This is a genomic window from Paenibacillus sp. AK002 (assembly GCF_053903045.1).
Genome location: NZ_CP096377.1, coordinates 2253370 through 2279588, shown reverse-complemented (window position 1 = coordinate 2279588; position 26219 = coordinate 2253370). Strand labels below are relative to the sequence as shown.

Below are 26219 nucleotides of genomic sequence, written 5' to 3'. Positions count from 1 at the left end.
ATTGCCTCCTGGTGCGGAAGGTGCAAAGCCGGATGGAATGATGGGTCCCATTAAAATGTAAATTGTACCTTACTTATACTATTTTATCAAATCGCCTTCCGGTTTATGCCAATCTATCGCCGCAAATCGAAATAATCTTTGGAAGTTCATGCGCGACATGCGAGGCTAATACTTTCCAAGGCCTTAAAAAAAGCGGCCCCAGAGGGACCGCTTTACGCTTTTCTCGCATTCTTACAAGATACGCGATATGCGATTTGCACAGATTCACGAGCAGGCACATCCTGCTAGGGACCGTAAAACTTGGCTTTATCCGGCCCCTTGCTGCTGTACTCTGTCTTAATCTCGTTCCGGTAGGAGCGCTCGATCTTACGAACGTAGGACAATCTCCGGATGTTCTTCATTGTCTCTTCGGCACGGTCAGCGTTGACGTACATGACAACGTAATGCATGCGGCGCGATATATAATGGACGCTGCCGTATTTCTCCAAATTCCTTGCTGCCTTCACATCGCTGACCCATATAATAAAACCGGTCCGTTCAGCCAACATCCTAAGCTCCTCGCCTCACTTTCGTCTCTATCTCTAATGTATGCCTGTTATCCGCACGAGCAGGCTCCGCCGCTGCCGCACCCCTTCTTCGGAAGAGGGTCATTGCCGGGAACCTTGATGCTCTCCGAAACCGAAAAAGCAATCCTCTCCGACATGGAATGCAGCAGATCGTCCAGATTCTTCTCGGCCTGCTTGAACCGGGCTACGGGCTCAAAAGCTTCCAGTTCCGCTTCCACCGCGGCTACTTCATCCTTGGCCGAATGATAATTGGGGTGAAAGTGGCCGAACCGCTGCGTCTCTTCGAACAACTCCTTCTTCGATTCAAGCTTTCTGACCAAAGCCTGAATCATGGGGTCATTCTCAACTGCCTGCTTCCAATATAGATAATCCGCCACTTCGACGGAAGCATTAATCATGTCGCCTATCTCGTAGGCATAGGTGAGCACCTCGGCCATATCGACCGTGTTTATTTCCGATACGCTCATGAACTCATCCCGCTTTTCTATTAAATTTGGCCCGCGTGTTGATCGTGGACTCTTTCATCATAGCATAACGCTCGTATCTTAAGAAGGGGGAATTCGAACGCTTTTACGGAATCACGAGCCGCATTTCCCTCCATTCCCCTTCGCCTAACTCCACGATGGCTCCCGTCTTATCCGAATCCGGATCATACAACGCACCCGAAATTTTCCACGGCTGACGCAGGATTTGAAATGGAATGAATTCCATGCGGCTGCCATCGACGGCAATCTCCAATTTGGCCGACAGCTCCAGCGCCTGCTCCATCATTTGTTTGGCCGTCGAGCCGTGGTAAGAGCGCCAATCCCGTGTCCACATGACAGGAATCCGGTTCAAATCGGGAATGATCGACGATGGATCCGGCAGCGTGTCATCAGGTTCAAGTGCAAGCTCGCTTCGTGCCGGGCGGATCAATCCGCAGGAGGGACGGCTGCGATTCCCCCACTGCATAGGGTAACGGTCATCTCCATCAGGGCCCGCAAGCTCCGCATCCTCTTCTGGAGGAGCCTCAGCAGAGCGCAGCGACTCGTTCTGGCCCGCCCTGTCCACCTCCTTGCCCCATTGGCATAAGGCAGCTTGCACGTTCTCCGGCATTCCCACGGCTGCATGTTTCGTGAAAAAGGCCACGATTCCCTCGGGGTCCATTCCGGCTTTTGCCGCCTGCATCACCGAATCCCTTGTCAGGCGATAGACCGTCATCACATCATCCAAAATCCGATCCGTGCAGCAAGCAGCTTGAAACTTAACGGAATTCGGCACATCGGGCGGTATCAATATGTCAAAATCCGGCTGAATAAACAGACCCGATGATCCGGTATCAGCGCCTTCGCTTCCATTCAGCAAGGAGGAGGGAGCCACGCGCCAGCGGAATAGGAATTGACCATCGTCATCGATGCCCAAATCGGTGTAACCGCAGCCGGTTAATAACCGGAGCCATGAAGCGGCTTCCTCCGGCAATAATTCTTTTCCGGTGGATGCCCCTCCTTCCAAAGGCTCTGAGACTGCAGCGGGCATCTGCCGGGCGCGGTACCACACCCCGCCGGACAGCGACGAGTGACATATCCGCCAAGTCCAATGCTGAAACCCGGCCGAGTTCGGAATGTAGCGTTCCATCATGTGAAGAAGGACGAACCTGTCCATCGCTTCCCGGGAGAGCATAAGCCAACGCCGCAATGCGGTACGGTTCAGCTTGAGCTCCCCCTGATCGGCAGCGACCAGCTCAAACGTAAACAGCAGATCCAAAACCATCGCCACATGTGGAGGGTACGCATCCGCATGATCATAGTGAAGGGAAAGCCCTTCGACATCGTATGGCGTTAAGGCGATCTCGCCCCCCAGTTTCTGAATATATTTCTTATGCAAAATCCCTTTTGTGGTCAACGATACGCGGTTTTTGGCCATATATGCGAGAACATTGAACATATCGATCGCTACGCCGCTTCTTGCTTCCTGCTGAAGCCTCACGGATGCAGGAGGGATGGAGCTTGTTTCAAGTGACTCCACAGGACCGCAGCCTTCTTGGAGGATCTGCAGCTTGTCAAAAGGAATGAAATACAGCCGCTCGCCCCACCCCCGCTTGACCGCTCGCACCCATCCCTGTTGTCTCAAGGAGATGAAGGCAAGCTGCACCTCCACGCCGCTCAATCGAGGAAATCGCAATGAGCGCAGCTTGTCGTCATCGAAACCCTGCCCGGCAAAGCGGGACCAGATATGATGGAGGACCGTTCGCTCCTTCGGAAGAAGCCGTTCCAGGCTCATCGTGTCCGCCATGTCCTGCTGTCTCGTCATCTCCACGAGACCTCCTTCCCGTCGGGATGCTGATAAGAGCGGGTATTTCGCCTCGCGATCAGATCCAGGGAAGCCGCCGGCTGCTTTGCATGTATCGCGTGATATTCATACCCCTGCTCAATCAGAAACAGCTGTCGCCGGATCGCAAAGATCTCCTCCCGGCTGTCCTCCGTTACCAATGCATAAAAATAAGCCCGATTCTCCCCTGTCTTGGGCCGCAGCAAACGTCCAAGCCGCTGCGCTTCCTCCTGCCGCGAGCCGTAGCTGCCCGAAACCTCAATCGCTACGGAAGCATCGGGCAGATCGACCGCGAAGTTTGCCACTTTCGATACGACAAGCACGCGTACGTTTCCTTCCCGGAAGGCGTTATACCATTCGTTACGCTGATCCTGGGTCATTTGTCCCGTGATGAGCGGGGCCTGCAGCTCCCTGGAAATGGCATGGAGCTGATCCAGGTATTGTCCAATGATGAGCGTCTGGGCATCCTTGTGGACATCCACGAGCTGCCGAATCACATCAAGCTTGGAGGGATTCTCGGCAGCAAGCCGATATTGCTCCCTTTTGCCTGCCGTTTCGCAGGCTTCTCTGATCTCGTCCGGCAGCGGCACCTTAATCTCCGTGCAGGTCACCGAAGCAATCCACCCTTGTGCCTCAAGCCTTTTCCACGGCATTTCATATCGCTTGGGACCGATCAGGGAGAACACGTCGCTCTCCCTTCCATCCTCGCGAACCAAAGTGGCGGTCAGGCCAAGCCTGCGGGTCGCCTGGATGTCGGCCGTCGCGCGGAATACCGGAGCGGGTAGAAGATGGACCTCGTCATAAATGATCAAGCCCCAGCGCCGTTCATTAAACAGCTTCATATGCTGCTGCTCCTCCCCCTTGCCCTGCCGGTGGGTCAAGATGTGGTAGGTAGCGACTGTCACCGGCCTGACCTGTTTGCGCTGACCGGAGTATTCGCCGATTTCATCCACGGACAGCGTCGTTTTCTGCATCAGCTCGGCGATCCACTGCCTTACCGACGTGGTATTGGAAGTGAGGATCAGCGTCTCGCACTGCAGCTCGCGCATGGCTGCGATGCCAATGACCGTTTTCCCTGCGCCGCATGGCAGGACCAGCACTCCATTGCCGCCTTCGCCGCCAATATCCCTGAAGGAGTCGACAGCCTTCTGTTGATAGTCGCGAAGCACGAAGCGCAGATCGTTGGATCCGCCGTTCGAATCTTCAAGGCGCCCGCTGCCCGATTTCTCTCCCCGCCAAAGAATGTTCAGGTATTGCCCGTCCATATATCCCGCGAGGTCCAGCACAGGATAGCCGAGCCGGGTCATCTCCTGCTTTAACACGCCGCGGCGGTCCGAAGGCACCTCCGCTTCCTTCGGCGAAATCAACCGGACGCCGATTTCCCTCAGGGAGCGATGGGACGTCAGCTCCTGCATCAGGGCTTCCTCATTGCCGGATAACAGCAATGCACGATCAAGCGTTGGATGCGGGAGCAGCGACAGCTGCCCGTAACGCCCAACGAGCTGGCGAATCTCTTCCAGCAGGGAGGCCGGCACGTCCCAACGCGACAACGACTGGAGGCTCGAGCAAATCGCTTCAGCCGTCATGCCTCCAGAAGCGGCGTTCCATAAAGATAAAGGGGTCAGGCGATATGTATGAAATGATGCGGGACTTTTGATCAAATCCGCATATTGGGCAAGCTGCTCGCGCGCAGCCTCCGCATCCGCATGGGCGGTTTCAAGAAGTATGGTCCGATCGCGCTGGACGATGCAAGGCTTGTTGTGCACCCTTATTCCTCCTCGTGACATTCGGTCATCTTAAAAAAAAGAAGTCCACATCCATGTCCTGGATCTGAACTTCCCCTATGATCAATAGGATTTCCAAATAACGAGCGTTCATGCGCGAAGATTGCGATTTTGTGAAAGTCTATTCCCCGTTCTGGTAACTCGACACCATCTCGACCAGCAGCTTCGCCCCGTAGCGCATCGCATCTTCATCAAAGTCGAACATCGGATGATGATGCGGATAAATCGCCCCTTTGTCGGGGTTGCCGGCTCCAACGAAAATGAAGCAGCCCGGAATTTCCTTCAAGTAATAAGCGAAATCCTCTGCCGGCATCAGTTTGGGCGAAACGGTGACCTGATCCGCATCGAACACTTTGGGTGCCGTACGGAAAAATCGTGCGGTTTCGGCTTCATCGTTCACCACGGGAGGGTAGCCGACGAGATATCGAATCGCCGCCTTTGTGCCGTAGGTTTCGGAAACCGTCCGGGTCATATGCTCGATCCGCTCCCGGATCAATGTCCGGGTAGGTTCGTCAAATGTGCGCACCGTCCCCGTGATCCGGCAGGAGGAGGCTATGACGTTTTGCGCCGTTCCGGCTTGCATCGTCCCTACCGTAACGACGGCAGGCTGCAGCGGATCCACGGTGCGGCTTACGATGGTTTGAAGCTGCATGACAAGCGCAGCCCCCGCAACCAGGGCATCGGCCGTCACATGCGGCATGCCGCCATGCCCCCCGCGCCCCGTAATGTCAATGAAAAACTCATCCGCCGCCGCCATCAGCGGACCCGGCGCGCTCGCTGCGGTCCCGACAGGTAACGGCGTCCACAGGTGCAGACCGTAGACAACGTCGGCCCCATCGAGCGCCCCGTCCTTGATCATCTCCACCGCACCGCCGGGGCATACTTCTTCCGCCGGCTGGAACATAAAACGAATCTCCCCCTGAATTTCTTCTGGGAACGTGCTGTAATATGCGGCGGCTCCAAGCAGCATGGAGGCATGCCCGTCATGCCCGCAAGCGTGCATCACTCCCTGCACCCTCGATTTGTATTCGCAGCTCTTGCCGTCCTCGATCGGCAGTGCATCCATGTCGGACCGCAGCACAACCGTCCTGCCGGGTTTATCCCCTTTTAACGTCCCTATAACTCCATGCCCGCCAACACCGGTCTTGACCACAAGGCCGAGCTCCTGCAGCCGGGCTGCTATAAATCCCGAAGTTTCCTTCTCCTGGAACGAAAGCTCCGGGTGCATATGTAAATGACGCCGCCACTCCACCATCCGTGGATACCATTGATCCCAAAATGTTTCCTTCATCAAGTTCATCATCCTTCCCCCGCTATTGGCGGCTCAATCGATCGCAAGAAAGCCGTGGAGTTTGCTCAGCAGCAGTCCGTGCCCAACCATGGCATCCATCCGGCCGCCCTCCTTGATCCTGCGATATACATCCCTGAGCGGGACCCACACCGCTCTAACGTCTTCGTCTTCCTCTTGATTCGACTCCCGGCTCCCGGACACCTTCAAATCGTCGGTGAAATAAAAATAAACGTTCCGGTTGGCCAGAGAAGCCATCGGATAAGCACTGCCCATGTAGGACAGGTCCTTGCACTGCACGCCAGCCTCTTCCTCAAGCTCCCGCTTAACGGCAAGCGTGCGTTCCTCGCCGGGCTTCACCGTTCCGCCGGGAAGCTCCCAGGTGATCTCATTCACCGCTTCCCGATGCTGGCATACCAGAAGCAGGCACCCTTGATGGACGGCCACAACCGCTGCCGAATCCGGAATCCGGTCGATCACGACGATTTCCTTCTGTCCGTTTTCTTCCACTGCATAATACTCCGTGCGGTAAACGACGCGGTTCATAGGCCGTATCCACCCTTCGCTTGAATTGAAGTCCTATGAATATATAACCACCAGGATGGAAAGCGTACATTTCACAGCGTTTTCACTTGCATTTATTTTATCAGAAAAGAAGAATGCTTGCCGTTATCAAAATCTTATCTGGATAAATGGTCTCAATTGAAGCGTGACGGGCGGTACAGGCTTGCACAAGTTCTTGAAACATACTATCATATTAAAGAACTTTGCAAGGACTATTAAGGGGGTTACGACCACATGATTTTCGAAAATACAGGCTTGGACGGATTGCACAGCGATTTAGCTTACCTCGATGAATGTGCCGAGAAAGTAGGCTTCATTCGTTGGCAGTGGGAATATTACCGCGCTACATACGACTTGAAAATCGAAGATAAAAAAAATCAGGCTGAATACTTCCTGCGCATTAACACCCGCGCTGTTGAAGGCAAGCTGGAGAAACCGGACACCATCCTCAAAATCGAAGCGGTATACCTGGGCAAAGCCACGTTCCCGCACGGTCTCGAGTATGAATCCATGGCTCCGCAGCCCGTCATGAATGTGGCCACCAAGAAGCTTCAAGAGCTCAAAGCTCTTCTGGAAGCGTAAGGTCGAACACGATGAATACGACCAAACCTCAGCCGAAGAGAGGGACGCCTGATTTTCAACTGCTGATCCTTACCTTGCTGTTGGTGGGATTCGGACTGATCATGGTGTTCAGTTCCAGCTCCAGCTTGGCCGTTTTCAATGAAAAATTCAATAACGATCCGCTGCACTTCACGAAGCGGCAAGCCGCGTTTGCGGTTCTGGGCACGTTTGTCATGTTTGTGGCCATGAACATCAACTATAAGAAATACAAGAAGCTATTCATACCGGTGTTTTTTCTAACCTTGATGCTGCTGATTCTTGTGGTGATTATCGGTTCCGCAACCAACGGCGCCACGAGCTGGTTTAATTTGGGGAAATTCGGCATCCAGCCGACCGAACTGGCCAAAATCGCGACGATCGTCTATCTGGCAGCGCTGATCACCAAAAAAGGGGAACGAATCCGTCAATGGAAGGGCGGTTTCTTCCCCGTACTCATTATTGTAGGGATCGTAGCGGGCCTGATCATGCTTCAGCCGGACCTGGGCTCCTGCTTTATCCTCGTGGCTACCAGCGGGCTGTTGATCTATGCGGGGGGCGCCAGCCTTAAGCATATTCTCGGCTGTATCTCGCTTGTTGCGCTTGGCCTGGTGCTCACGCTCGGCGTCGGATCGCTCTTTAACTCCGGCGGAGATCAGGAGCAGGCCTCCAAGAACTACAAGATGGGACGAATCGAGGCATTCATGGACCCGTTCCATGACGAATCGGACACGGGCTACAATCTGGTCCAATCGCTGATTGCCATCGGCCAGGGCGGCGTCACCGGAGCGGGTTACGGGGAGAGCGTGCAGAAGCTGCATTATCTGCCGAATCCGTACAACGATTTCATCTTCTCGGTCATCGGCGAAGAATTCGGTTTTATCGGAACCGCGATATTCCTGCTGCTCTATTTATACTTCATCCTGCGGGGGATCATCGTGTCGCTTCGCTGCTCGGATCCGTTCGGAACCTTGACCGGCGTCGGCATCATGGGACTTATCGCCATTCAGGCCTTCATCAACATCGGCGGGGTGACCAATACCATTCCGATAACGGGCGTTACCCTCCCGTTCATCAGTTACGGCGGATCCTCGCTGCTGGTCATGATGCTGAGCATGGGCATCGTGCTTAGCATATCCAGGGACAGCAACCGTCCGATGAAAGAGGAGCAGGTTAAATCCGTAATTAAAAAAGACTACCGGGCAACCGTGTAGTCTTTTTTGTCCATTTTTTTCATCATTAGCGGGGCTGATCCCCCAAGGTTCGTCTTATTTGGCTCGAAGCTGAATATCGTCGATTTCGTCGTCTTTGAAAGCTACACCTTCGACCTTCACGTTGACCTCAACCACACGAAGCCCTGTCATGCTCTCGACAGCTTCGCGGACGTTCTGTTGAAGCATGCGGCACACTTCATGTATAGGCGTCTCGTAAAGCACGATAATCCGCAGGTCGATCGCTGCCTCCAGCTGCCCTACTTCTACCGTAACACCCTTCTGCACATTTTTGCCGCTCAGCCGCTTCGCCCAGCCCTCGGACAATCCACCGGACATGGCTGCAATACCTGGGGTTTCCAAGGCAGCCAATCCAGCAATTTTCGAGACGACATCATCCGATATTCGAATCAAACCGTTATCCAGTTGAAGTTGTTCCGTCATGCCATTTCCTCCTTCACCTCATTATCCGTTATTGTAAATGGTAACGGGCCTAAAAAGCAAATGCTCGCTTCTGAAAAGAACGATAATTTTTCGAAAAATTTGGGTATATTGTAAAAAGCGATACGAGAATCGTCGTTTTCGCTCGCAAGTACTCATCAGTACATAAACCATAAGGTAGGTGTCGGTTATGAAGAAATGGCTCAATCCCGCGCTTCTGATCTTTACCTTTTTGCTTAGTGCGCTGGGACATTTTGCGAATTGGAACTTCACGCTCCAGTTCATTCTGTCTGCCATCGCGGTTATTTTTGTCGCCGGTTTTCTCGGCAAAGCAACGGAAAGCGTCGCGCATTACGCCGGCCAACGGCTCGGGGGATTCCTGAACGCTACCTTCGGCAACGCGGCAGAGCTGATCATCGCCATCCTGCTGATTAAGGAAGGTTTGTACGATATGGTGAAAGCCAGCATCACCGGCTCCATTATCGGCAACCTGCTGCTCGTTCTCGGGCTCAGCCTGTTTGCCGGGGGCCTCAAGTTTAAAATCCAGAAATACAATGTGACGCTGGCAGGTCTGAACGGCTCCCTGATGACGCTGGCCATTATCGCCCTGTTCATCCCTGCGGTCTTTCTGAATACCCACTCCATTACGGAGGGTGAAACCAAGACGCTCAGCCTCATTGTGGCGGGAATTCTGATCGTGGCCTACATCGCATGGCTTGGATTCTCGATGATCACCCATAAAAATTATTTGGCGGATGTCAGCGACGATCACGACCAGGATGCGCTTCCGCACGAGCACGGTCCCACTTGGTCCAAGAAGCGCTCGATTCTGTACCTTGTCATCGCCACCGTGATGGTTGCGTTTGTCAGCGAATGGCTTGTCGGGGTGCTTGAGCCCATCAGTCACGAATATGGCCTCAGCGAGCTGTTTATCGGGGCCTTCCTGGTAGCGATTATCGGCAACGCCGCAGAGCATAGTGCAGCCATCATGCTTGCGATGAAGAACAAAATCGGCGCGGCCGTTGAAATTGCCGTCGGCAGCAGCCTGCAGATCGCCCTGTTCGTTGCTCCCGTGCTTGTGTTCATCAGCTTTTTCCTTGGGGATACGATGGATCTCGTGTTCACCACGCTGGAGCTGGTCGCCATCGGCGTCGCCGTATTCATTGCCAGGTCCATTACGCAGGACGGCGCCTCCAACTGGTATGAAGGCCTGCTGCTGCTCGCCGTATACGTCATACTGGGCGTCTCCTTCTTCCTCGTCTAAGCCTTGTACACGGTGCTTGCCTCGGATCGAAATCTAATCGTGCAGCAAGAAAAAAACGCATGTCGCGGGAGCGCGACATGCGTTTCTCTATGTATGCGCCTGTACGAGTACAGGCTATTTGGATTGATTCATGGCTTCGTACAGGACCGCCAGATTGCGTTCAAGCTTGCTGATCAGCTGCTTTCCCGTACTTTCCGGAAGAAGCCCGGCCCGCACCGCGAAATCAACCTCTTTTGAAAAACCGTACATTTGGGTATCCAGCACTTCCTCATAGAGAGGGCAATAACGGGTCGCCAGATTCTCCATCTGTACTTCAATAAGCTTTAGGATTTTATCTGCATCTTCATGAAGAAGACTGATCGCTTTGAGATTCAGCTGTTCCTGTAAATCAGATGAAGTCATGATCTTCCCCCCTATGTCAAAAATCACAGCACAGTTACTATCTTTAATATTAGTCGAAATCGTTTCTCAATACAAGGACCTGAACAAAATAGACCCCTTCTCTACGAAAAAACACCCTTCCATTGATTGAAAGGGTGTTTTTGGCGAATGTTATTCAGCCACGACGGATACGTTCAAGCCATGCTTGGTGAATACGTCGATCATTGCTTTTTTAGCTTCATCGGCATCAGGACCATGTACATGCAGTTCATAGCTTTGGCTGTTGACAAGCGTTGTGAACAGACCCAGGATGCTCTTAACATCAATGTACTTGTTCTCCGCCTGCAAAACGATGGAGGATGTGAACTGGCTGGCTGTTTGCGAAATTTCTACGATAGATTGATTGTTATTGGACATACGAATCCCTCCGTAACTTTAGGATCTGAAAAAGCTCATCACTGCACCTTCATGATACATTGAATCCGTTTTCTTATGCAACATTTTTTCCAATCTATTTAAGATTTTCCGGATTTAATGCTTCCAGTTCTGGAATAACGAATATGCCATCCTTGCGGATCAGGCGATCATCAAAGTAGATTTCCCCGCCGCCGTATTCCGGCCGCTGGATCAAAACAAGATCCCAGTGAATGGAGGATCGATTGCCGTTGTCTGTTACATCATATGCTTGGCCTGGCGTAAAATGCAGGCTTCCTGCAATTTTCTCATCGAAAAGAATATCCTTCATCGGCGTCAAAATGTACGGGTTGAAGCCGATGGCAAATTCGCCGATGTACCGCGCACCCTCATCCGAATCCAGGATCTCGTTCAGCCGCTTCGTGTCGCTCCCTGTTGCTTCGACGATTTTCCCGTTTTCAAAGCGGAATTTAATATTTTCGAAGGTGACTCCATTGTAAAGAGTCGGTGTGTTGTAAGCGATCGTCCCGTTAACCGAGTTGCGAACGGGCGCGGTGTACACCTCGCCATCCGGAATGTTCTTCTGGCCGGAGCACTTTTCCGCGCCGATGTTTTTGATCGAGAAGCTGAGGTCCGTTCCCGGTCCCACGATGCGAACCTTGTCGGTATTCCTCATCAGCTCGGCCAAAGGATCCTGGGCGCGGTCCATTTTGGAGTAATCCAGATTGCACACATCGAAGTAGAAATCCTCAAAGGCCTCCGTACTGGTGTTGGCAAGCTGCGCCATGCTGGCGTTCGGGTAACGGAGAACCACCCATTTGGTGCGCTTCACGCGCTCTTCGCTATGTACGGGATGCGAGTAAAGGGCATTGTACAGCTTCATGTTCTCTTCGGGCACGTCAGCCATATCGTTGACGTTCTCGCCTGCGCGAATGCCGATGTAACAATCCATTTTTTTCATGCGTTCAAGATCCAGCTCTGCCCACAGCTCAAGCTGCTCTTTATTTGCGTTCTTCAACATCGCGCGCTGCACCGTACGATCCGTCAATTGCACGAACGGACGGCCGCCTCCCTTCGAGACCTCCTCGATAATGGCATTCAGCAGATCGCGCTCCGATCCGATCATTTCGATGAGCACATTTTCCCCTGGCTGCATATCCACGGAGTAGTTCACGAGATTCTGAGCCAACTTTTGAATTCTGGGATCACGCATATGTTTTATCCTCCTTATGATGACTGTTCCCTATTGTATAAATTGAACAGCGGTAAATTTATTTTATTGTAGCACGCCGGGCAGCCTCGCGTCAGCGCTCATCGTGAAAAAATTTTTAATGGCTCAATAACCGGTAAACGTAACATCCGACAGCAGTGTTTCGGTACGTGTTTTGCCTTGTTCGTCCACAAAGGATACCCTGCGCTCCATGGTCATCTTGGTAGGCAGCTGGCTTTTTCTGTTAATGGTTACATGACAGACCGAAACGGCATCCGCCTCATTCAGCATGTTTTTCATTTCATGGTAGTCCCTTTCCCAGATTTCCTTCAGCCGCTTGCGAACCTTCGGATCGTCGCTGTATAACGGGTCGTCTTTGCGTTCAATCCGCTCAGCCAACGCCTTCATCTGCTCATCCAGCGACTCCTGCACCATATGGGCAGCCGCCTCGGGCGAAAGCTCGACACGCAGCACCTTCGTTCCTCTTGCGGCCCCCAGTTCCTGGGTAACGGTCTTCTCCGACTTGCCCATGTACTCCAGCAATTCCAGCGGATTTAACCGGCTCATCCACATTCCCCCGGCATGCTCCGACGAAAGCGTGCTCCACTTGCCATCCTTACGCTTGAGCGTCACGGTAAGTTCATTCGATTTATATGCCGATTCGGCAGACATCTTGTCATTCCGTATGACGGTGCTTCTCTCTTTAGAAGATAAGGTCAGGTCGGAATGATGCCGCAGATTCCCTTCAAACGCCAAGCTTTCCTCAAACGGTCCTGTTTCTCCGCTCCGAATCGCCGTTTCTCCTCGAAAAGAGAAATTATCGATGCCGGACAGCCCCGATAAAGCACGGTTAAACGCTTCTTCGGCAGTCAGCTGATCCTGCCAGGCGCATCCGGTTAATCCAAAAATGAATACCATCATTGCGATAACGCTTCGTAACCTTCTGTTTCGCATAATCATCAGCCTCTCGTTGATCTTGCTATTAGGCTATCCGCGGCCCCTTACATTATGCAGATGACAGAAAAAACCCTGCAGCCTCTCTTAGCTGCAGGGTATCTAATCCATTCCGATCTCGGCTTCGGCCCTCTCCACGACGATCCGGTTGCGACCGCCATTCTTGGCTTCGTAGAGCGCCATATCCGCCCGATAGAAGAGCGACTCCACGCTGATCTTGTCGTTGGTCCAGTTCCACTCGGAAATCCCGCACGACACCGTTACGCGCGGATCGGTCTCTTCGGCCACCCGTAAGCGAATCCGTTCGGCCACCTGCACCGCCTGCTGAATGCCGAGTCCCGGCAGATACACCGCAAGCTCCTCACCGCCCCAACGGGCCGGAATATCGCTGTGACGAATGGTTGTTTTTACGATGCTGCTGACCTGCTTCAGAATCTTGTCACCACGCTGGTGCCCGAACGTGTCGTTGACCTGCTTGAATTCGTCGATATCCACCACGATGAGCGAGCCGCAAAAATCACGGTTCTGGCATTCATGGATTATTTCATCCAGATAATGTCTGGCATACAGTTCGGTCAGCATATCCCGGTTAGCCATTCTTCTCACTTCCGCATGCAGAAAGGCATTCCCGATCGCCAAGCCGATATGGCTTGTCAAGGCTTGAAGCAGCCGATAGCTGTCGTACGAGAAATAATGCCGCTTCGCATGGGTGAGCAGGACGACGCCCCTCACCTCGCCGTTAACCATTAGCGGAGTAGCAATCATCGAGCTGGACCGCGTGCTCTCCATCAGCCTGGATTCTGCCGGACGCTCTTCCTGATAGTCTGACAGAATGAGCGGCTCCTTCGAATGATAGACGAGGCCCCCCAGGCCGTAGTCCTTCTCGAAGACCTCCTTGGCCAGCCACTCGGCGTTGCAGGATACCACCTCTAGACCGCCAAGCTCCTCGTTATGGATCAGAATGCAGCAGTAATCCGCTTCAAGGATCTTGAGGAGTTCATGATTGGCGAATTGAAATATCTCCGCCAAATGCAAGCTTTTGTTCAGCCGCTGGGTCAGCTCATTAATCATGCGGAGCTCATGAATCATCAGGTTGGATTGCTCGTACAGTTTGGCGTTCTCGAAGGCGGTGCCTGCGGCATCGGCCATCATCCCCAGCAGCTCCAGATCCATATCGGGCAGTTCCAACTTGTCCACTTCAACGTGAAGCACCCCATAGACGCCCTGCTTGCCTCCCATGGGAATCCCGATCTCCACCAGCGTGTCGGGTTCTTCATGCTCATGAATCGTCAGGGAACCTTCCATAAAGGTGCGCACATAAACCTCTTCCTGCCAATGATGGAGCAGCAGCGGACGCACGAGCGGATGAACGCTTTCATGGTCCTGTGACATAAACAATTCGACTTTCGCCTTGGGATACAGGGCCAGGACGCTATCAATGGCCTCCACCAGCACGCTGTCCACATTGATCTGCACATGCATCCGCTTCACGTACTGAAACAAGATGGAACGCCTCTGCACTTCACGTTCGGCTTGGCGGTGGACCTTCTCCAGGTCATCCGCAAAGATGTACTCCATCTGGCGATAGAAGCAGGAACGGAAGAGCAATGCGTAAGTTTCCGTCAGCATGAGCGACTGCTCCGGCTCCATCCTCCCCGAGGCAACGCTGACCATCACCGCAAAAAAATCGCCATGGACACGCGTGAACAGCGGGACAGCGCACAGCACCATTCCCTCAAGCGAACCCTTGCCCATGCCATGGGCGGCTTCTTTCGAACGGAGCGTATGCGTCAGCGTCTCATCCTCGCTTGCATGAACGTATTCCGTTATTTCGGGTGCCCCTGTCAGCCAAGCTCCCTCATGAGAAAGAAGGGCCCAGCTGAATTTCCGCATCGCCTGCGTGCCAGCGCTTTCTCTTAGCCACTCCAGATAGCTGTCTGATATGAGAGGCTGAATATAAGGGAAATCATGAGGTGTAATATCCAAGCCCTGAAGCCATAGACGAGGCTCGTTTCCAGGAATTGGCCCGGCATCATTGAACATGACCGCAGAACCGGGAGAGCTTTCATACACTTTCCGTTGTTCTTCTGACATATTGGGCGCTCCTTTGCACCATTATAAAAGGCCTATCCAAGACTGGCGTTCCGATTCATAATGTAAGGATCCATTCGGCTGCCGCATGGCGGAAACCCGGCTGTTCAACATGTTGGGGAATGATAATCACCAAAAACACTACAATATGTAACTAGATAATTGCTACTACTTATTCCAATATCATATTACTCTTTTCTACCCATTTTTGCATCAGAATTTATGCGTTTTTCACAATAATTTTAGGTCCATGGTCCTATCGACAAAATTAGACAAAAACCAAGTTATAGTAAGTTGCAGGTTGAACTTGACTTTATATCATTACTTCATATAATATTTATTGTTGAGTAAGAATGCAATGCATTCGATGAATTTGGGCGGGTTGTGTCACCCTCACGTTATTTGTTACTGACAGGACAGCGGCTGAACTTTCCTGGCAGATCTTCCGGAAGATGACGGATAGAGCAAACAAATACGGCGCAAATAGAGCCCTAATGAAACTTTAATTAAAAAGGAGTCTATATAACATGGCACGTTACACCGGTCCTAAATTTAAATTAAGCCGTCGTCTGGGAATCTCCCTGAGCGGTACAGGTAAAGAATTGGCAAAGCGCCCTTTCCCTCCAGGTCAGCATGGTCCTAACCAACGGAGAAAAGTAAGCAACTACGGTATGCAGCTTCAAGAAAAGCAAAAGCTGCGTCACATGTACGGCTTGGGCGAGAAGCAATTCCGCACCCTGTTTAACAAAGCTACCAGCATGAAAGGTATCGCGGGTGAGAACTTCATGTTCCTGCTTGAGAGCCGTCTGGACAACCTGGTATACCGTCTTGGCTTCAGCAACTCCCGTGCGGGCGCTCGTCAATTGGTAGCTCACGGTCACGTGACTGTGAACGGCAAGAAAGTCGATATCGCTTCTTATGCTGTAAGCACTGGCGATGTAATCGGCCTTCGTGAAAGAAGCCGCAGCCTCTCTTCCATCAAGGAAGCTTTGGCTAACCGCGTGCATCTTCCAGCTTACCTCGAGTTTGACGAAGCAGCAATGGAAGGGAAATACATCCGTCTTCCAGAACGTTCCGAGCTTTCCCAAGACATCGACGAGAAACAAATCGTCGAATTCTACAACCGTTAAGATTCATTCGGAACCCAAAAAACCTGAAGGCCCCGGCCTTCAGGTTTTTTTTGTCGGTCGCGGCTCTCTCCGAAACGAAAGGCTCCGCCATAAACCAAGGGCCTTCAAAGCTTTTTTCCCCTATGAACTTGGCGTCATGTGTATTGAACCCTCCCCAAAAAAGTCATTCTTCCTCAAAAAAGGACACGCTATATAGGTACACATGATTCAAAACCTTCGATTTATGCTATAATAGGTGCGTTAAAAGGAGGAGTATACATTCATGGTTGAGGAGAAAAAACAAGAGCCTGAACAACAGAAAAAACCGCGAAAACGGTCCTTTCTGCGGGTACTGGGATCCGTCATCGGATGGCTCTTTGTGGTAGGTCTGATGGGCGTTTTGTTCGCCGGAGGAGCCGTAGCCGGTTATGTAACCTCTATTGTTGAGAATGAGCCGGTAAGATCACGTGCCCTCATCGAGAACACGGTGAACGATAATGCCATAACGGGCTTTGCCTACTTCGCGGATGGCTCACCGATCGGACAGCTTAGAACCGAAGAAGACAGACGACCTGTGGAGTTCAAGGAGATTCCCCAGCTTGTTAAAGATGCCGTCGTATCCATAGAAGACAACCGTTTTTATACACATAAGGGTGTTGACATAAAAGGTACCGCTCGCGCCGTGAAGGAACGCGTGTTGAATGAGCCGGTTCAAACCGGCGGCAGCACATTGACGCAGCAGCTGGCCAGGCTTACTTTTTTAAGTCGTGACAAAACGGATAACCGTAAGGTAAAAGAAATGCTGCTGGCGATGCGGATGGAGCGCTTCTTAAGTAAAGACCAGATATTGACGGCCTACTTGAACAAGGTTCCATACGGCAACGGCTCGAGCGGATACCAGCTGTTCGGGATCAAGGCAGCGGCAAGAGGAATATTCAACATCAACAATCTGAATGATCTGAATGTGGCCCAAGCTGCATACTTGGCAGGTCTTCCGCAGCTGCCTTCCTCCTACTCGGCCTTCAACGGCAAAGGGGAATTTGATGAGAAATCGTTCAACCGGGCCATAAACCGCCAGCACCGCGTGCTGGCAAGCATGCTGGATGAAGGTAAAATAACGCAAGCCGAATACGATGAGGCCAAAGCATTCGATATCAAAGAATCGCTGGCTCCTCGCACGCAGAAAGCCTATGTGACTTATCCTTATCTCATGATGGAAGTCGAACGTCAAGCATCGAACATTCTGATGCAGCTAAGCCAGGAAGCTGAAGAGAACGCAAAAGGCAAGCAAGCGAACTCCGATCTGATGGATGCTTCCCGTGCTCAGCTGAGCACCGGCGGTTACCGCGTGTACACCACCATCGACCGGACGCTCTACAAGACCATGCGTTCCATTGCAGAGGATGACAGCAACTACTTGCCTGACAGCGCCGAAAAAGGAATGGAGCAAACCGCCGCGATGATGATCGACAACAAAACCGGCGCCATTCTCGGCATGATTGAGGGCAGGGATTTCAACACGGAACAAATGAATTATGCTACGCAAATGAAACGGCAGCCCGGATCTGCCATGAAACCTATTGCCGCCTACTTACCGGCACTTGATACGGGGGCGATTCAGCCTGCCAGCGTGGTGGACGATTCACCGATCATCTTAAAGGACTACAGCAAAGTATTCCATATCCCTAAAAACTCGTACACCGGGTACAGAGGATTGATGACGGCAAGACAGGCGCTGAACGATTCGACCAATACGGTGGCACTCAAGCTGTTTAACAACACGGTCGGCATTGAGAAGGCCTGGGAGTTTTCCAAGAAGCTGGGCATCACTACCTTGGAGGAAGACGATTATAATGCTTCAACCGGCGTACTGGGCGGATTGCATTACGGCGTGACCGTGGAAGAGCTGACGAATGCCTACAGTTCCATCGGCAATCAAGGCAAATTCACGGATGCATTCATGATCGAGAAAATCGTGGACTCCAAAGGCAATATTGTTTACAAACACGAAGTAAAACCGGAGCAGGTATTCTCCGAGCAGACAGCGTATCTCATGACGGATATGCTGCGTACCGTCATTACGAACGGAACCGCCAGCAAGGTCCGGGATACGTACAAGAAATTCAATGAGGTTCCCGTCGTGGGTAAAACCGGCTCCACCCAGAACTACGGGGATGTTTGGTTCATGGGGTACTCGCCGGATGTTACGCTTGGCGTATGGGTCGGATACAAGGAGCAAAAAAATACGCTTGTTGGCGATCAGCGCAAGCACGCCCAGGCCATCTGGGCCAGAATCATGAACGAAGCGACGGACGTTAAGCCGGAGCTGTTCCCAACCAAAACGTTTGAAAAGCCGGAAGGCATAACGTCCAAGACGGTCTCCGCTTACAGCGGCAAGCTGCCGACTTCCTTAACGGATAAATTCGTAACGGATCTGTTCAACGCGAAGTTCGTGCCTACCGAAAGCGATGACGGCATCGCCAAAGCAAAATACATTACCTATCGTGGCGTAAATTATATTCCACAGGAAGCAACGCCTTTGGATATGTTGAGAGAACAAATCGTAATCAAGCGCGAAAAGCCGATTGACGAGCTGATTGTGGAACTCCAGAACGCCTTGAAGGTTATGAAAGGTGAAAAGAAAGCGCTGGAATCCTATCTCCCGCAGGATGCGAAAAAAGGAATGCCAAGCAAGGTCGACCCGAGAACGGACGACGGCAAGGCTCCTACTCCACCGAAAAACGTACACTATTCGGTGGGCAGCGGCTCCATCAGCTTTAATGCCAGCGGATCGCCTGATGTTGTCGGATACCGGCTCTTTAAGTCCGTGAACGGCAGCCCGTACACTCATCAAGGTCAGGTCATTCTTGGCGACGAGAGCCTTGTCTTCTCAGGTCTTGGAGCTGACGGTGTATTTACGACCTATTACGTCGTCGCCGTTGACGTAGCCGGCAAGACGTCTGAGCCAAGCGCTATTGTGGGCGGCACAACATCGGGATTCCCATTACCGGGCGACACTGAAACGAACCCGGATGACACCATCGATCAGCCAGATGACGGCATCACCGAGGAAGAGCCCGATATCGATCCCGGATTTGGGAATGAAGGCGCCACGACTGTACCGTCTGCACCAGGCCAGCCGACACTCACAGCTACTCCGGAGGGTTTCCAGGCCACTTGGAGCGGAAACGCCCCAGAAGAAGAGGTCATGGTCTACAATATCTATATCAGCCCGAACAGTGACGGGAACTACCAGATTCTGGGCTCCAGCAAGAGCACGGAGTTCTACTACACCTCGGGCAACCCGATTGGCGGCACCTTTAGAATAACTGCCGTCAATCCGATTGGTGAATCTGCAGCTTCGCCAGCCGTATATTTTGAGAAAAAATAGATTGTTTACGTAAAAAACAGCCCTTCTACAGACATTACTCTGTGGAAGGGCTGTTTTTATTTTTAGCTGGAGATGGGTCGATACGGTTGTTTATTCCTCTTGTTAAAAGAAAACGTTTAGGACGTACAGATAACGCTCTGAAATAAAAAAGAGCCGGCCACGAACATGGCGGTTAGCCATCTTCATTGCCAGCTCTGTTATGATCTGCTTATTAATCCTCGATCGTGGACAGATCGCCAGTCGGCAGATCCAGTTCCCAGGCTTTCAATACGCGCCGCATGATCTTACCGGAGCGCGTCTTCGGAAGTTTATCCTTAAACTCGATTTCACGCGGGGCGGCATGGGCGGATAGACCTTCCTTCACGAAACGATAGATTTCATCCTTGAGCTCCTGAGAAGGCGTATAGCCCTCACGCAGGGAGATAAAGGCCTTAATGATCTCGCCTCGTGTTACATCAGGCTTACCGATAACGCCGGCTTCGGCTACGGCCGGATGCTCAACAAGCTTGCTCTCCACCTCGAATGGGCCGATTCGCTCCCCGGACGAATTGATCACATCGTCGATTCTGCCCTGGAACCAGAAGTATCCATCCTCGTCCATATAGGCCGAGTCCCCGGAAATGTACCAGCCCGGAATACGGAAATATTCTTGATACTTCGCCTCGTTATTCCAGATGGTTCTCATCATGGACGGCCAAGGTGTCTTGATGGCCAGGTTCCCCATCGTATATGGAGCAACTTCTTTCCCGTGATCGTCCAGGATCGCCGCCGTAATGCCCGGCAGCGGACGCCCCATGGATCCCGGCTTGATCGCCATCCCCGGATAGTTACAGATCAGCTGCCCCCCGGTCTCCGTCATCCACCATGTATCATGGATACGCTGCTTGTAAGCCTTGTGTCCCCAACGCACCACCTCGGGGTTGAGCGGCTCGCCAACGGACAGTACATGCCGTACATGGCTCAAATCATATTGGTCGATAAGATCGGAACCTGCCCCCATCAACATCCGGAAGGCAGTCGGCGCGCTGTACCATACCGTTACTTTGTTGTTTACCAATGTGCTGTACCAGTCCTGCGGGCTAAAGCGGCCTCCGCGAATGACATTGGTCACGCCGTTCAACCATGGCGCAAAAATACCGTATGACGTACCGGTTACCCAACCCGGGTCCGCCGTACACCAATATATATCGTCTTCCCTTAAATCCAAAACAACCTTGCCTGTATAATAATGCTGCACCATAGCGTTCTGAACGTGATATACGCCCTTCGGTTTCCCGGTTGAGCCTGATGTATAGTGCATGATCAATCCGTCTTCCCGCTCGAGCCATTCAATCTCCAGCTCGCTGGATGCGGCTTCAACTTCCTCATGATAGTTTACTAGACGCGGATCCTCTTCTTCCACTTCGCCAACGACAAAGACATGCTTCAGTTCGGGGAGCTCATCCCGTTTCACGCGCGACAACAGCGCAGGCGTCGTAATCAGCGCAACCGCTCCGCTATCCTCCAAGCGATCCTTTACCGCCGTCTCCATGAACGCCTCGAACAATGGGCCTACCACGGCACCTACCTTCAAAATACCAAGCAAACCGGCATAGAGCTCAGGGCCGCGCGGCATAAAGATAAATACCCGATCGCCTTTGCCCACGCCATATTTGCGCAGCACATTGCCGAACTTGTCGGATTTCTCTTTCAATTGCGCAAAAGTAAGAGTCTCCTCGCGGGCGGCGTCACTGTACAAGAGTGCTACCTTGTCTCCTCGTCCCTCCGCTACATGACGATCGATTGCCTCGTACGCCATGTTTACTTTACCCGTCTCATACCAAGTAAAATGTCTCTCGATTTCGTCCCATGAAAACTCGGAGCGTGCTTGCTCGTAACTCTTCATATTGGAATGTGATACTTCACTTGGCAATATTTCGCTATGCGTTTGATTCATGATAACATCCTCCTCATTCTCAAATCGGTCTCCTCATAGTGGACAGCGCTTACAAAATGATTGAATGAAACATACATTTTACACATTGCGGCGGGTTATCACGTTGTCACAGTCATCGAGTCATTAACCCTTGGAATTCGCAAGGAAACATATCGTTAAGTACGATACAATTGTGAAGGTTTTATGTCGAAAAGATTATATCATAGCTTTTGTTTGCCTGTCATTGCTTTTCATTTTTTTATTTTTTTGCTATAAGTAGGGTATGGAATTGAAAGGAGCGTAACGGATGGAACACTGCAAGGTATACCAGTCTCATGTTTTGTTCCCTGAAGACCGCCGCCTGATCATCGAAGGACCTGTACCTCCCGAGCAGCTATCCGAACTGACCATGCACCCTGATCTCAAGGCTTTTCGTCGTCCTGCGGAGCAGCATGAGGCATTGGTGGAAATTGCAGGCCTGCCCGAAGGCAGAATCATCATCACGAGAGACCGAGATATGATCGTAGGATACGTAACGTTTCATCACCCGGATGAGCAGGAGCGCTGGTCTGAGGGCAATATGGAAGATTTGATCGAGCTAGGTGCCATCGAGGTAGCGAAAGATTACCGTTCCTTAGGCCTTGGGCAGCGGATGATCAAAACCGCATTCGAGGAAGGCCAGATGGAACGCTACATCGTGTTTACGACCGAATACTACTGGCATTGGGACCTAAAAGGCAGCGGCCTTAACGTGTGGGATTACCGCAAAATGATGGAGCGCTTAATGAAAGTCGTGGATATGGAATGGTACGCAACCGACGATCCGGAAATCTGCTCCCATCCCGCCAACTGCCTCATGGTCAGAATCGGTCGGCATGTGCCGCTTTCATCGCAAGAACAATTCGACCGGATCCGTTTCAGACAGCGGTTTATGTATTAATTCGATTCTCAATAAAACAAACTCCCCTGGGATTGCTCAGGGGAGTTTGTGTATCTTTCGCTTATGCCGGATTAAGCATAACGAGCGCTTCCTATCATTTGCTGCTAGAGTTTGCCCAGCATATAGTTCACGATTTCATGAGAACGCTTGGAAGCCTTTACTGTAAACTCGGGGAAGTTGACATGCGCAGAACCGTCGGCCTTATCCGACATGGATCGGATCACCACATAAGGCACGCCGTTCATGTAACATACCTGGGCAACGGCAGAGCCTTCCATTTCCGCGCAGGCCCCGTTCAATTCCTCGTAGAGCGTCTGCACCGTATCGCGGCTGGCAATGAACTGGTCCCCGGACAGAACCTTCCCTACGATGTAATGATTCACTGCCTGCTCTTTACAGGCCTCCTCCGCCAGCTGGATCAAAGAGGCGTCTGCGGGAAAATCGGACAGCTCCTGATACGGGATGACCCCGCGCGCAAAGCCTAACGGCGTCACGTCCATATCATGCTGCATGCATGAAGAGGAGATCACGATATCGCCGATGTTGAGCTCCGGATGCAGCGCGCCCGCTACGCCGGTAAATAATATTTTGGAAACGCCGAAGAAGTCGATCAAGATCTGCGTGGTGACCGCTGCATTGACCTTGCCCACCCCGCTCTTGCATACGACGACCTGCTTGCCATGGATCGTTCCCGATGCATAGGTAACACCTGCCCTAACGGTTGTTTCTTTATTCTCCAGTTGACCGAGCAGCAGCTCCACTTCTTCGTCCATAGCCCCGATAAGGCCGATCACCTGTGTTGTCATGTCGATATCCCCCCTGATTGTAAGAGCGCATAAAAAATCCCACCAGAAAAAAGCCCCTTAAAACCAGGAGCTTTTCTCGAATCCATCTTGTTCATCTAAACGTTTGGTTTCACGCAGCCTATTCGTTCACATGGCTGACCGAGAGGCGAAGAATCGTTTCATGCGGCAGAATCACGCGAGGATTCTCCACATTTTCCTTTTTCATCAGCTTGGTAAGCAAACGCATCGCTACGGCTCCCAGATCATACATTGGTTGGGCCACCGTTGTCAGCTGTGGACGAACCATCGAAGCCATCCGGATATTGTCTACGCTGATGATCGAGAAGTCATCCGGCACTTTATAGCCTTCATCCTGAATGCTATGAATAGCGCCAATCGCCATCTCGTCGGTAGCGGCAAATATAGCGGTTGGTTTCTTCTTGAGGCCCAGGAAGTACTTCATCGCTTCCACGCCGGACTCATAACGATAGTTACCGATCCGCACCAAATCCTCTTGATACTCGATGCCTGCTGCTTCCAGCGCTTTTTTGTAGCCTTGGAAACGAGCATAGCCGTTTGCCGGATCCTGCAGCGTGCCGCTGATCATAGCGATCTCGCGGTGTCCGTGCCGAATCAGCGTGTTGACCGCATCAAACGCAGCCTGTTCATGATCGATGTCGACCGAAGGATAAGAACCTCTCTCATCACTGGTCGCACAGAGAACAATCGGCACAGCCGATGTCTGGAACGCCTGGATATGCTCGTCCGTCACCGTTCCACCCATAAACAACAGCCCGTCCACTTGCTTCTCGAGCAAGGTGTTGATTACGCGGATTTCCTTTTCCTTACGTTTGTCGGCATTACACAAAATTATATTATAGTGATACATGTTAGCAATATCCTCAATACCACGGGCAATCTCCGCAAAGATCGAGTTTGAAATGTCAGGGATCACAACGCCGACGGTTGTGGTCTTCTTGCTGGCCAGGCCTCTGGCTACCGCATTCGGACGATACCCTAAACGTTCAATCGCTTCGTATACTTTTTTCCGGGTCTGAGGCTTAACGTTCGGGTTATTGTTTACAACCCGGGATACCGTCGCCATGGAAACGCCTGCTTCGCGCGCAACATCGTAAATGGTTACCGTCAAATTCCTTCTCTCCATTGCCAATAGATTTTCATTCGTTCAATACCAATTGAATTTATGATACGACAAATTACTGCTTTGTGCAACGACACGGCATCATATGCCGTCCAATTGAGCTTTCAGCGCTTCAGCCGTAATATGGGAATGGGATGTATGCCAGACTGGCGCTCCTTCTTTTACAAGTATAACTTGCGGCGATTCGTGTTGGATGTTCAGAGTTTCGGCAGCCTGACTCGACACCGGTCGGTCCGCAATGACATCGATCCACACATAGTCGATCCCCTCGTTCGGCTGGTCCTCAAGGTAAGCTTGCACTTCCCTGTAGGCTCCGGCACTAATTGGGCATCTGGTACTATGTTTGAACAAAAGCAAGTGCTTCCGATCGGAAGATTCCAGCGTGCTGCGCAGCTCTTCTATAGTAGTCATTTTCGTCAACGTCGCCATAGGATATACATTCCCTTCATTGTATTGAAGTTCCTATCCTCTATCCTAACAAAAAGTGCGTGAAAAATCCAACAACCACGAAAATTTTCTGAAAATTATCTTGCATAATTGCTCGAATTTTCAGGAATGAGAGATTTTATGGTGCTTAATTGCTCGAGACGCCCCTCCATTTGTCTCATCCAGTCGCCGTCGGCCAGGCTCTGGGCATAACGGAATAGATCCAACAGCATATTAATGCGCTCGTCAAATACTTCCATGCAGCGCGCCTGCCATTCTGCCGACGAATCATCATCGTATGTACGGAACACTTCACGAAGAACATATGCGGCTTCATTGACATCTGCGAACGAAACGCGTATTCGCTCGGTCTCATTGTTAATCGATGCGAGATAGCGAAGCAAATCCGGTTTAATAAGAGGCAGAAGCTCATACTTCTTGCAGGCCTGACAGGCATAAACAGGAACATCACATATCCGAGTTTTTCTTTCATGAATCAGCTTTCTTAATTCCAATTTCATACTTTGTCCGCAGTTGCAGGTTTTGAACAAAATGCCCACCCCAAATCCTATCACGTAATCTAAAACCAACAGTCCCATGTCACAAATCTGTCACCTGAATTAGTTCTATTCGACTATCATACCAGAGAATCCTGCAAATTTGTGATGATGCTTTATTTACCAGAAATGTTGTCAAATGTTCCTTCTTCGGACGCTTCCATGAAACTCCTCTCCATATTTGTTACAATGAATACAGTCTTAAAGGACCGAATGCGCAGCGTTACGGTTATATCAAAATTTTTGCGGAGAAAGGAGCTAGGCCAATTATGCGATTGACTGGAAAAAAGGTTATAGCGCTTGTTGATGAAGAATTCGAGGATTTGGAGCTATGGTATCCCGTTTACCGGGTCCGCGAGGAAGGAGCGGAAGTCCATCTCGCCGGGCTGGAAAAGGGTAAAACTTACACCGGCAAATATGGCGTTCCGGCTCAGGCCGAGTATTCGTTTGAAGAGCTGAACAGCAAGGATTATGACGGAATACTCGTACCGGGCGGTTGGGCGCCGGACAAGCTTCGCCGATATGATAAAGTGCTTCAACTGGTTAAAGAAATGAACGAGGACCTGAAGCCGATCGGACAGATCTGCCACGCAGGATGGGTGCTGATCTCCGCCAAAATCCTGGACGGAGTTACCGTTACTTCCACGCCGGGAATCCGCGACGATATGGAAAATGCCGGTGCGATCTGGAAGGATGAGGCGGTCGTGACCGACGGGCATATTATTTCCGCACGCCGGCCTCCCGATCTTCCGCCATACGGCAAAGCCTTCTGCGATGCGCTGGCACGGCAAGGCCAATAATTGCTCCTTGCCCCAATATACAGAAACAGCCGCCTTTGTCACCAGGGCTCCTGGTGAGATAG

General features: G+C 51.6%; 24 protein-coding genes. 7 read left to right on the top strand and 17 right to left on the bottom strand.

Going from position 1 to position 26219, the window contains the following annotated elements; genetic code table 11:
* Positions 1-284: 284 nt before the first annotated feature.
* The 6 genes from M1D70_RS09965 to M1D70_RS09940 form a co-directional block, all read right to left on the bottom strand.
* A complete protein-coding gene (locus M1D70_RS09965; protein ID WP_006209210.1) occupies positions 285-548 on the bottom strand; it encodes a YlbG family protein in 264 nt (87 codons plus the stop codon).
* A gap of 47 nt (positions 549-595) precedes the next feature.
* Positions 596-1033, bottom strand: coding sequence for a YlbF family regulator (locus tag M1D70_RS09960; RefSeq protein ID WP_009589694.1), 438 nt, complete (start codon positions 1031-1033; stop codon positions 596-598).
* Between the two features lie 103 nt (positions 1034-1136).
* The gene (locus tag M1D70_RS09955; RefSeq protein WP_456289777.1) at positions 1137-2855 is read right to left on the bottom strand and encodes a helicase-associated domain-containing protein; all 1719 of its coding nucleotides are present in this window, start codon (positions 2853-2855) and stop codon (positions 1137-1139) included.
* Entirely contained in the window at positions 2852-4660 is a 1809-nt protein-coding gene (locus M1D70_RS09950; protein ID WP_456289776.1) for a DNA repair helicase XPB, read from the bottom strand. Before M1D70_RS09950 ends, M1D70_RS09955 begins: the two co-directional genes overlap by 4 nt.
* A 118-nt stretch (positions 4661-4778) precedes the next feature.
* The gene (locus M1D70_RS09945; protein ID WP_036671032.1) at positions 4779-5957 is read right to left on the bottom strand and encodes a M20 family metallopeptidase; all 1179 of its coding nucleotides are present in this window, start codon (positions 5955-5957) and stop codon (positions 4779-4781) included.
* A gap of 24 nt (positions 5958-5981) precedes the next feature.
* The gene (locus M1D70_RS09940; RefSeq protein ID WP_456289775.1) at positions 5982-6491 is read right to left on the bottom strand and encodes an NUDIX hydrolase; all 510 of its coding nucleotides are present in this window, start codon (positions 6489-6491) and stop codon (positions 5982-5984) included.
* A gap of 252 nt (positions 6492-6743) precedes the next feature.
* Between M1D70_RS09940 and M1D70_RS09935 the strand changes: the two genes are divergently transcribed.
* Positions 6744-7091 (top strand): YugN family protein, encoded by a 348-nt coding sequence (locus M1D70_RS09935; RefSeq protein ID WP_009589628.1) that lies wholly within the window; start codon positions 6744-6746, stop codon positions 7089-7091.
* An 11-nt stretch (positions 7092-7102) separates the two neighbouring features.
* On the top strand, positions 7103-8320 hold the full coding sequence (ftsW, locus tag M1D70_RS09930) for a putative lipid II flippase FtsW (protein WP_009589615.1): 1218 nt from the start codon (positions 7103-7105) through the stop codon (positions 8318-8320).
* A 54-nt stretch (positions 8321-8374) separates the two neighbouring features.
* On the opposite strand, the gene M1D70_RS09925 is transcribed toward ftsW, so the two are convergent.
* A complete protein-coding gene (locus tag M1D70_RS09925; protein WP_009589611.1) occupies positions 8375-8761 on the bottom strand; it encodes an Asp23/Gls24 family envelope stress response protein in 387 nt (128 codons plus the stop codon).
* Positions 8762-8948: 187 nt separating this feature from the next.
* Between M1D70_RS09925 and cax the strand changes: the two genes are divergently transcribed.
* Positions 8949-10022, top strand: coding sequence for a calcium/proton exchanger (cax, locus tag M1D70_RS09920; protein ID WP_015734317.1), 1074 nt, complete (start codon positions 8949-8951; stop codon positions 10020-10022).
* A 114-nt stretch (positions 10023-10136) separates the two neighbouring features.
* Here cax and M1D70_RS09915 read toward each other — a convergent pair whose 3' ends face one another.
* From M1D70_RS09915 to M1D70_RS09895, 5 genes are all read right to left on the bottom strand, one after another.
* Positions 10137-10424 carry a YlaN family protein gene (locus M1D70_RS09915; RefSeq protein ID WP_009589686.1) on the bottom strand — a complete coding sequence of 96 codons (288 nt, stop codon included), beginning with the start codon at positions 10422-10424 and terminating at the stop codon, positions 10137-10139.
* 150 nt (positions 10425-10574) lie between these two features.
* Complete coding sequence (locus M1D70_RS09910) at positions 10575-10820, bottom strand: HPr family phosphocarrier protein (protein WP_009589671.1); 246 nt, start codon at positions 10818-10820, stop codon at positions 10575-10577.
* Between the two features lie 94 nt (positions 10821-10914).
* On the bottom strand, positions 10915-12030 hold the full coding sequence (locus tag M1D70_RS09905; RefSeq protein ID WP_009589582.1) for an aminopeptidase: 1116 nt from the start codon (positions 12028-12030) through the stop codon (positions 10915-10917).
* Positions 12031-12153: 123 nt separating this feature from the next.
* Complete coding sequence (locus M1D70_RS09900; protein ID WP_456289774.1) at positions 12154-12948, bottom strand: hypothetical protein; 795 nt, start codon at positions 12946-12948, stop codon at positions 12154-12156.
* Positions 12949-13083: 135 nt separating this feature from the next.
* Positions 13084-15075 carry a sensor domain-containing diguanylate cyclase gene (locus M1D70_RS09895; RefSeq protein ID WP_456289773.1) on the bottom strand — a complete coding sequence of 664 codons (1992 nt, stop codon included), beginning with the start codon at positions 15073-15075 and terminating at the stop codon, positions 13084-13086.
* A 524-nt stretch (positions 15076-15599) separates the two neighbouring features.
* Here M1D70_RS09895 and rpsD point away from each other — a divergent pair.
* Both rpsD and M1D70_RS09885 read left to right on the top strand, forming a co-directional pair.
* Positions 15600-16202 (top strand): 30S ribosomal protein S4, encoded by a 603-nt coding sequence (gene rpsD, locus M1D70_RS09890; RefSeq protein ID WP_009589567.1) that lies wholly within the window; start codon positions 15600-15602, stop codon positions 16200-16202.
* A 262-nt stretch (positions 16203-16464) separates the two neighbouring features.
* Positions 16465-19572 (top strand): transglycosylase domain-containing protein, encoded by a 3108-nt coding sequence (locus M1D70_RS09885; protein WP_009589670.1) that lies wholly within the window; start codon positions 16465-16467, stop codon positions 19570-19572.
* 211 nt (positions 19573-19783) lie between these two features.
* Here the strand turns inward: M1D70_RS09885 and acsA are convergent, their stop codons facing one another.
* Entirely contained in the window at positions 19784-21508 is a 1725-nt protein-coding gene (acsA, locus tag M1D70_RS09880) for an acetate--CoA ligase (protein WP_456289772.1), read from the bottom strand.
* Positions 21509-21794: 286 nt separating this feature from the next.
* Here acsA and M1D70_RS09875 point away from each other — a divergent pair, with 286 nt between their 5' ends.
* Positions 21795-22427 (top strand): GNAT family N-acetyltransferase, encoded by a 633-nt coding sequence (locus tag M1D70_RS09875; protein ID WP_009589652.1) that lies wholly within the window; start codon positions 21795-21797, stop codon positions 22425-22427.
* A gap of 104 nt (positions 22428-22531) precedes the next feature.
* On the opposite strand, the gene M1D70_RS09870 is transcribed toward M1D70_RS09875, so the two are convergent.
* The 4 genes from M1D70_RS09870 to M1D70_RS09855 all read right to left on the bottom strand — a co-directional run bounded on the left by M1D70_RS09870 (position 22532) and on the right by M1D70_RS09855 (position 25399).
* Complete coding sequence (locus tag M1D70_RS09870; protein WP_192569177.1) at positions 22532-23233, bottom strand: 5'-methylthioadenosine/adenosylhomocysteine nucleosidase; 702 nt, start codon at positions 23231-23233, stop codon at positions 22532-22534.
* 118 nt (positions 23234-23351) lie between these two features.
* Entirely contained in the window at positions 23352-24362 is a 1011-nt protein-coding gene (gene ccpA / locus M1D70_RS09865; protein WP_015734310.1) for a catabolite control protein A, read from the bottom strand.
* Between the two features lie 93 nt (positions 24363-24455).
* Positions 24456-24803, bottom strand: coding sequence for a bacillithiol system redox-active protein YtxJ (gene ytxJ / locus M1D70_RS09860; protein ID WP_009589575.1), 348 nt, complete (start codon positions 24801-24803; stop codon positions 24456-24458).
* A gap of 95 nt (positions 24804-24898) precedes the next feature.
* Entirely contained in the window at positions 24899-25399 is a 501-nt protein-coding gene (locus tag M1D70_RS09855) for a hypothetical protein (protein ID WP_456289771.1), read from the bottom strand.
* Between the two features lie 227 nt (positions 25400-25626).
* On the opposite strand from M1D70_RS09855, the gene M1D70_RS09850 reads away from it, so the two are divergent.
* On the top strand, positions 25627-26157 hold the full coding sequence (locus M1D70_RS09850; protein ID WP_456289770.1) for a type 1 glutamine amidotransferase domain-containing protein: 531 nt from the start codon (positions 25627-25629) through the stop codon (positions 26155-26157).
* The last annotated feature ends 62 nt before the right edge of the window (positions 26158-26219 follow it).

Excerpts from the sequence above, each read along its gene's own strand:
- M1D70_RS09965 (WP_006209210.1), bottom strand. The coding sequence starts at position 548 with ATGTTGGCTGAACGGACCGGTTTTATTATATGGGTCAGCGATGTGAAG.
- M1D70_RS09960 (WP_009589694.1), bottom strand. The coding sequence starts at position 1,033 with ATGAGCGTATCGGAAATAAACACGGTCGATATGGCCGAGGTGCTCACC.
- M1D70_RS09955 (WP_456289777.1), bottom strand. The coding sequence starts at position 2,855 with ATGACGAGACAGCAGGACATGGCGGACACGATGAGCCTGGAACGGCTT.
- M1D70_RS09950 (WP_456289776.1), bottom strand. The coding sequence starts at position 4,660 with ATGTCACGAGGAGGAATAAGGGTGCACAACAAGCCTTGCATCGTCCAG.
- M1D70_RS09945 (WP_036671032.1), bottom strand. The coding sequence starts at position 5,957 with ATGAACTTGATGAAGGAAACATTTTGGGATCAATGGTATCCACGGATG.
- M1D70_RS09940 (WP_456289775.1), bottom strand. The coding sequence starts at position 6,491 with ATGAACCGCGTCGTTTACCGCACGGAGTATTATGCAGTGGAAGAAAAC.
- M1D70_RS09935 (WP_009589628.1), top strand. The coding sequence starts at position 6,744 with ATGATTTTCGAAAATACAGGCTTGGACGGATTGCACAGCGATTTAGCT.
- ftsW (WP_009589615.1), top strand. The coding sequence starts at position 7,103 with ATGAATACGACCAAACCTCAGCCGAAGAGAGGGACGCCTGATTTTCAA.
- M1D70_RS09925 (WP_009589611.1), bottom strand. The coding sequence starts at position 8,761 with ATGACGGAACAACTTCAACTGGATAACGGTTTGATTCGAATATCGGAT.
- cax (WP_015734317.1), top strand. The coding sequence starts at position 8,949 with ATGAAGAAATGGCTCAATCCCGCGCTTCTGATCTTTACCTTTTTGCTT.
- M1D70_RS09915 (WP_009589686.1), bottom strand. The coding sequence starts at position 10,424 with ATGACTTCATCTGATTTACAGGAACAGCTGAATCTCAAAGCGATCAGT.
- M1D70_RS09910 (WP_009589671.1), bottom strand. The coding sequence starts at position 10,820 with ATGTCCAATAACAATCAATCTATCGTAGAAATTTCGCAAACAGCCAGC.
- M1D70_RS09905 (WP_009589582.1), bottom strand. The coding sequence starts at position 12,030 with ATGCGTGATCCCAGAATTCAAAAGTTGGCTCAGAATCTCGTGAACTAC.
- M1D70_RS09900 (WP_456289774.1), bottom strand. The coding sequence starts at position 12,948 with ATGATGGTATTCATTTTTGGATTAACCGGATGCGCCTGGCAGGATCAG.
- M1D70_RS09895 (WP_456289773.1), bottom strand. The coding sequence starts at position 15,075 with ATGTCAGAAGAACAACGGAAAGTGTATGAAAGCTCTCCCGGTTCTGCG.
- rpsD (WP_009589567.1), top strand. The coding sequence starts at position 15,600 with ATGGCACGTTACACCGGTCCTAAATTTAAATTAAGCCGTCGTCTGGGA.
- M1D70_RS09885 (WP_009589670.1), top strand. The coding sequence starts at position 16,465 with ATGGTTGAGGAGAAAAAACAAGAGCCTGAACAACAGAAAAAACCGCGA.
- acsA (WP_456289772.1), bottom strand. The coding sequence starts at position 21,508 with ATGAATCAAACGCATAGCGAAATATTGCCAAGTGAAGTATCACATTCC.
- M1D70_RS09875 (WP_009589652.1), top strand. The coding sequence starts at position 21,795 with ATGGAACACTGCAAGGTATACCAGTCTCATGTTTTGTTCCCTGAAGAC.
- M1D70_RS09870 (WP_192569177.1), bottom strand. The coding sequence starts at position 23,233 with ATGACAACACAGGTGATCGGCCTTATCGGGGCTATGGACGAAGAAGTG.
- ytxJ (WP_009589575.1), bottom strand. The coding sequence starts at position 24,803 with ATGGCGACGTTGACGAAAATGACTACTATAGAAGAGCTGCGCAGCACG.
- M1D70_RS09855 (WP_456289771.1), bottom strand. The coding sequence starts at position 25,399 with ATGGGACTGTTGGTTTTAGATTACGTGATAGGATTTGGGGTGGGCATT.
- M1D70_RS09850 (WP_456289770.1), top strand. The coding sequence starts at position 25,627 with ATGCGATTGACTGGAAAAAAGGTTATAGCGCTTGTTGATGAAGAATTC.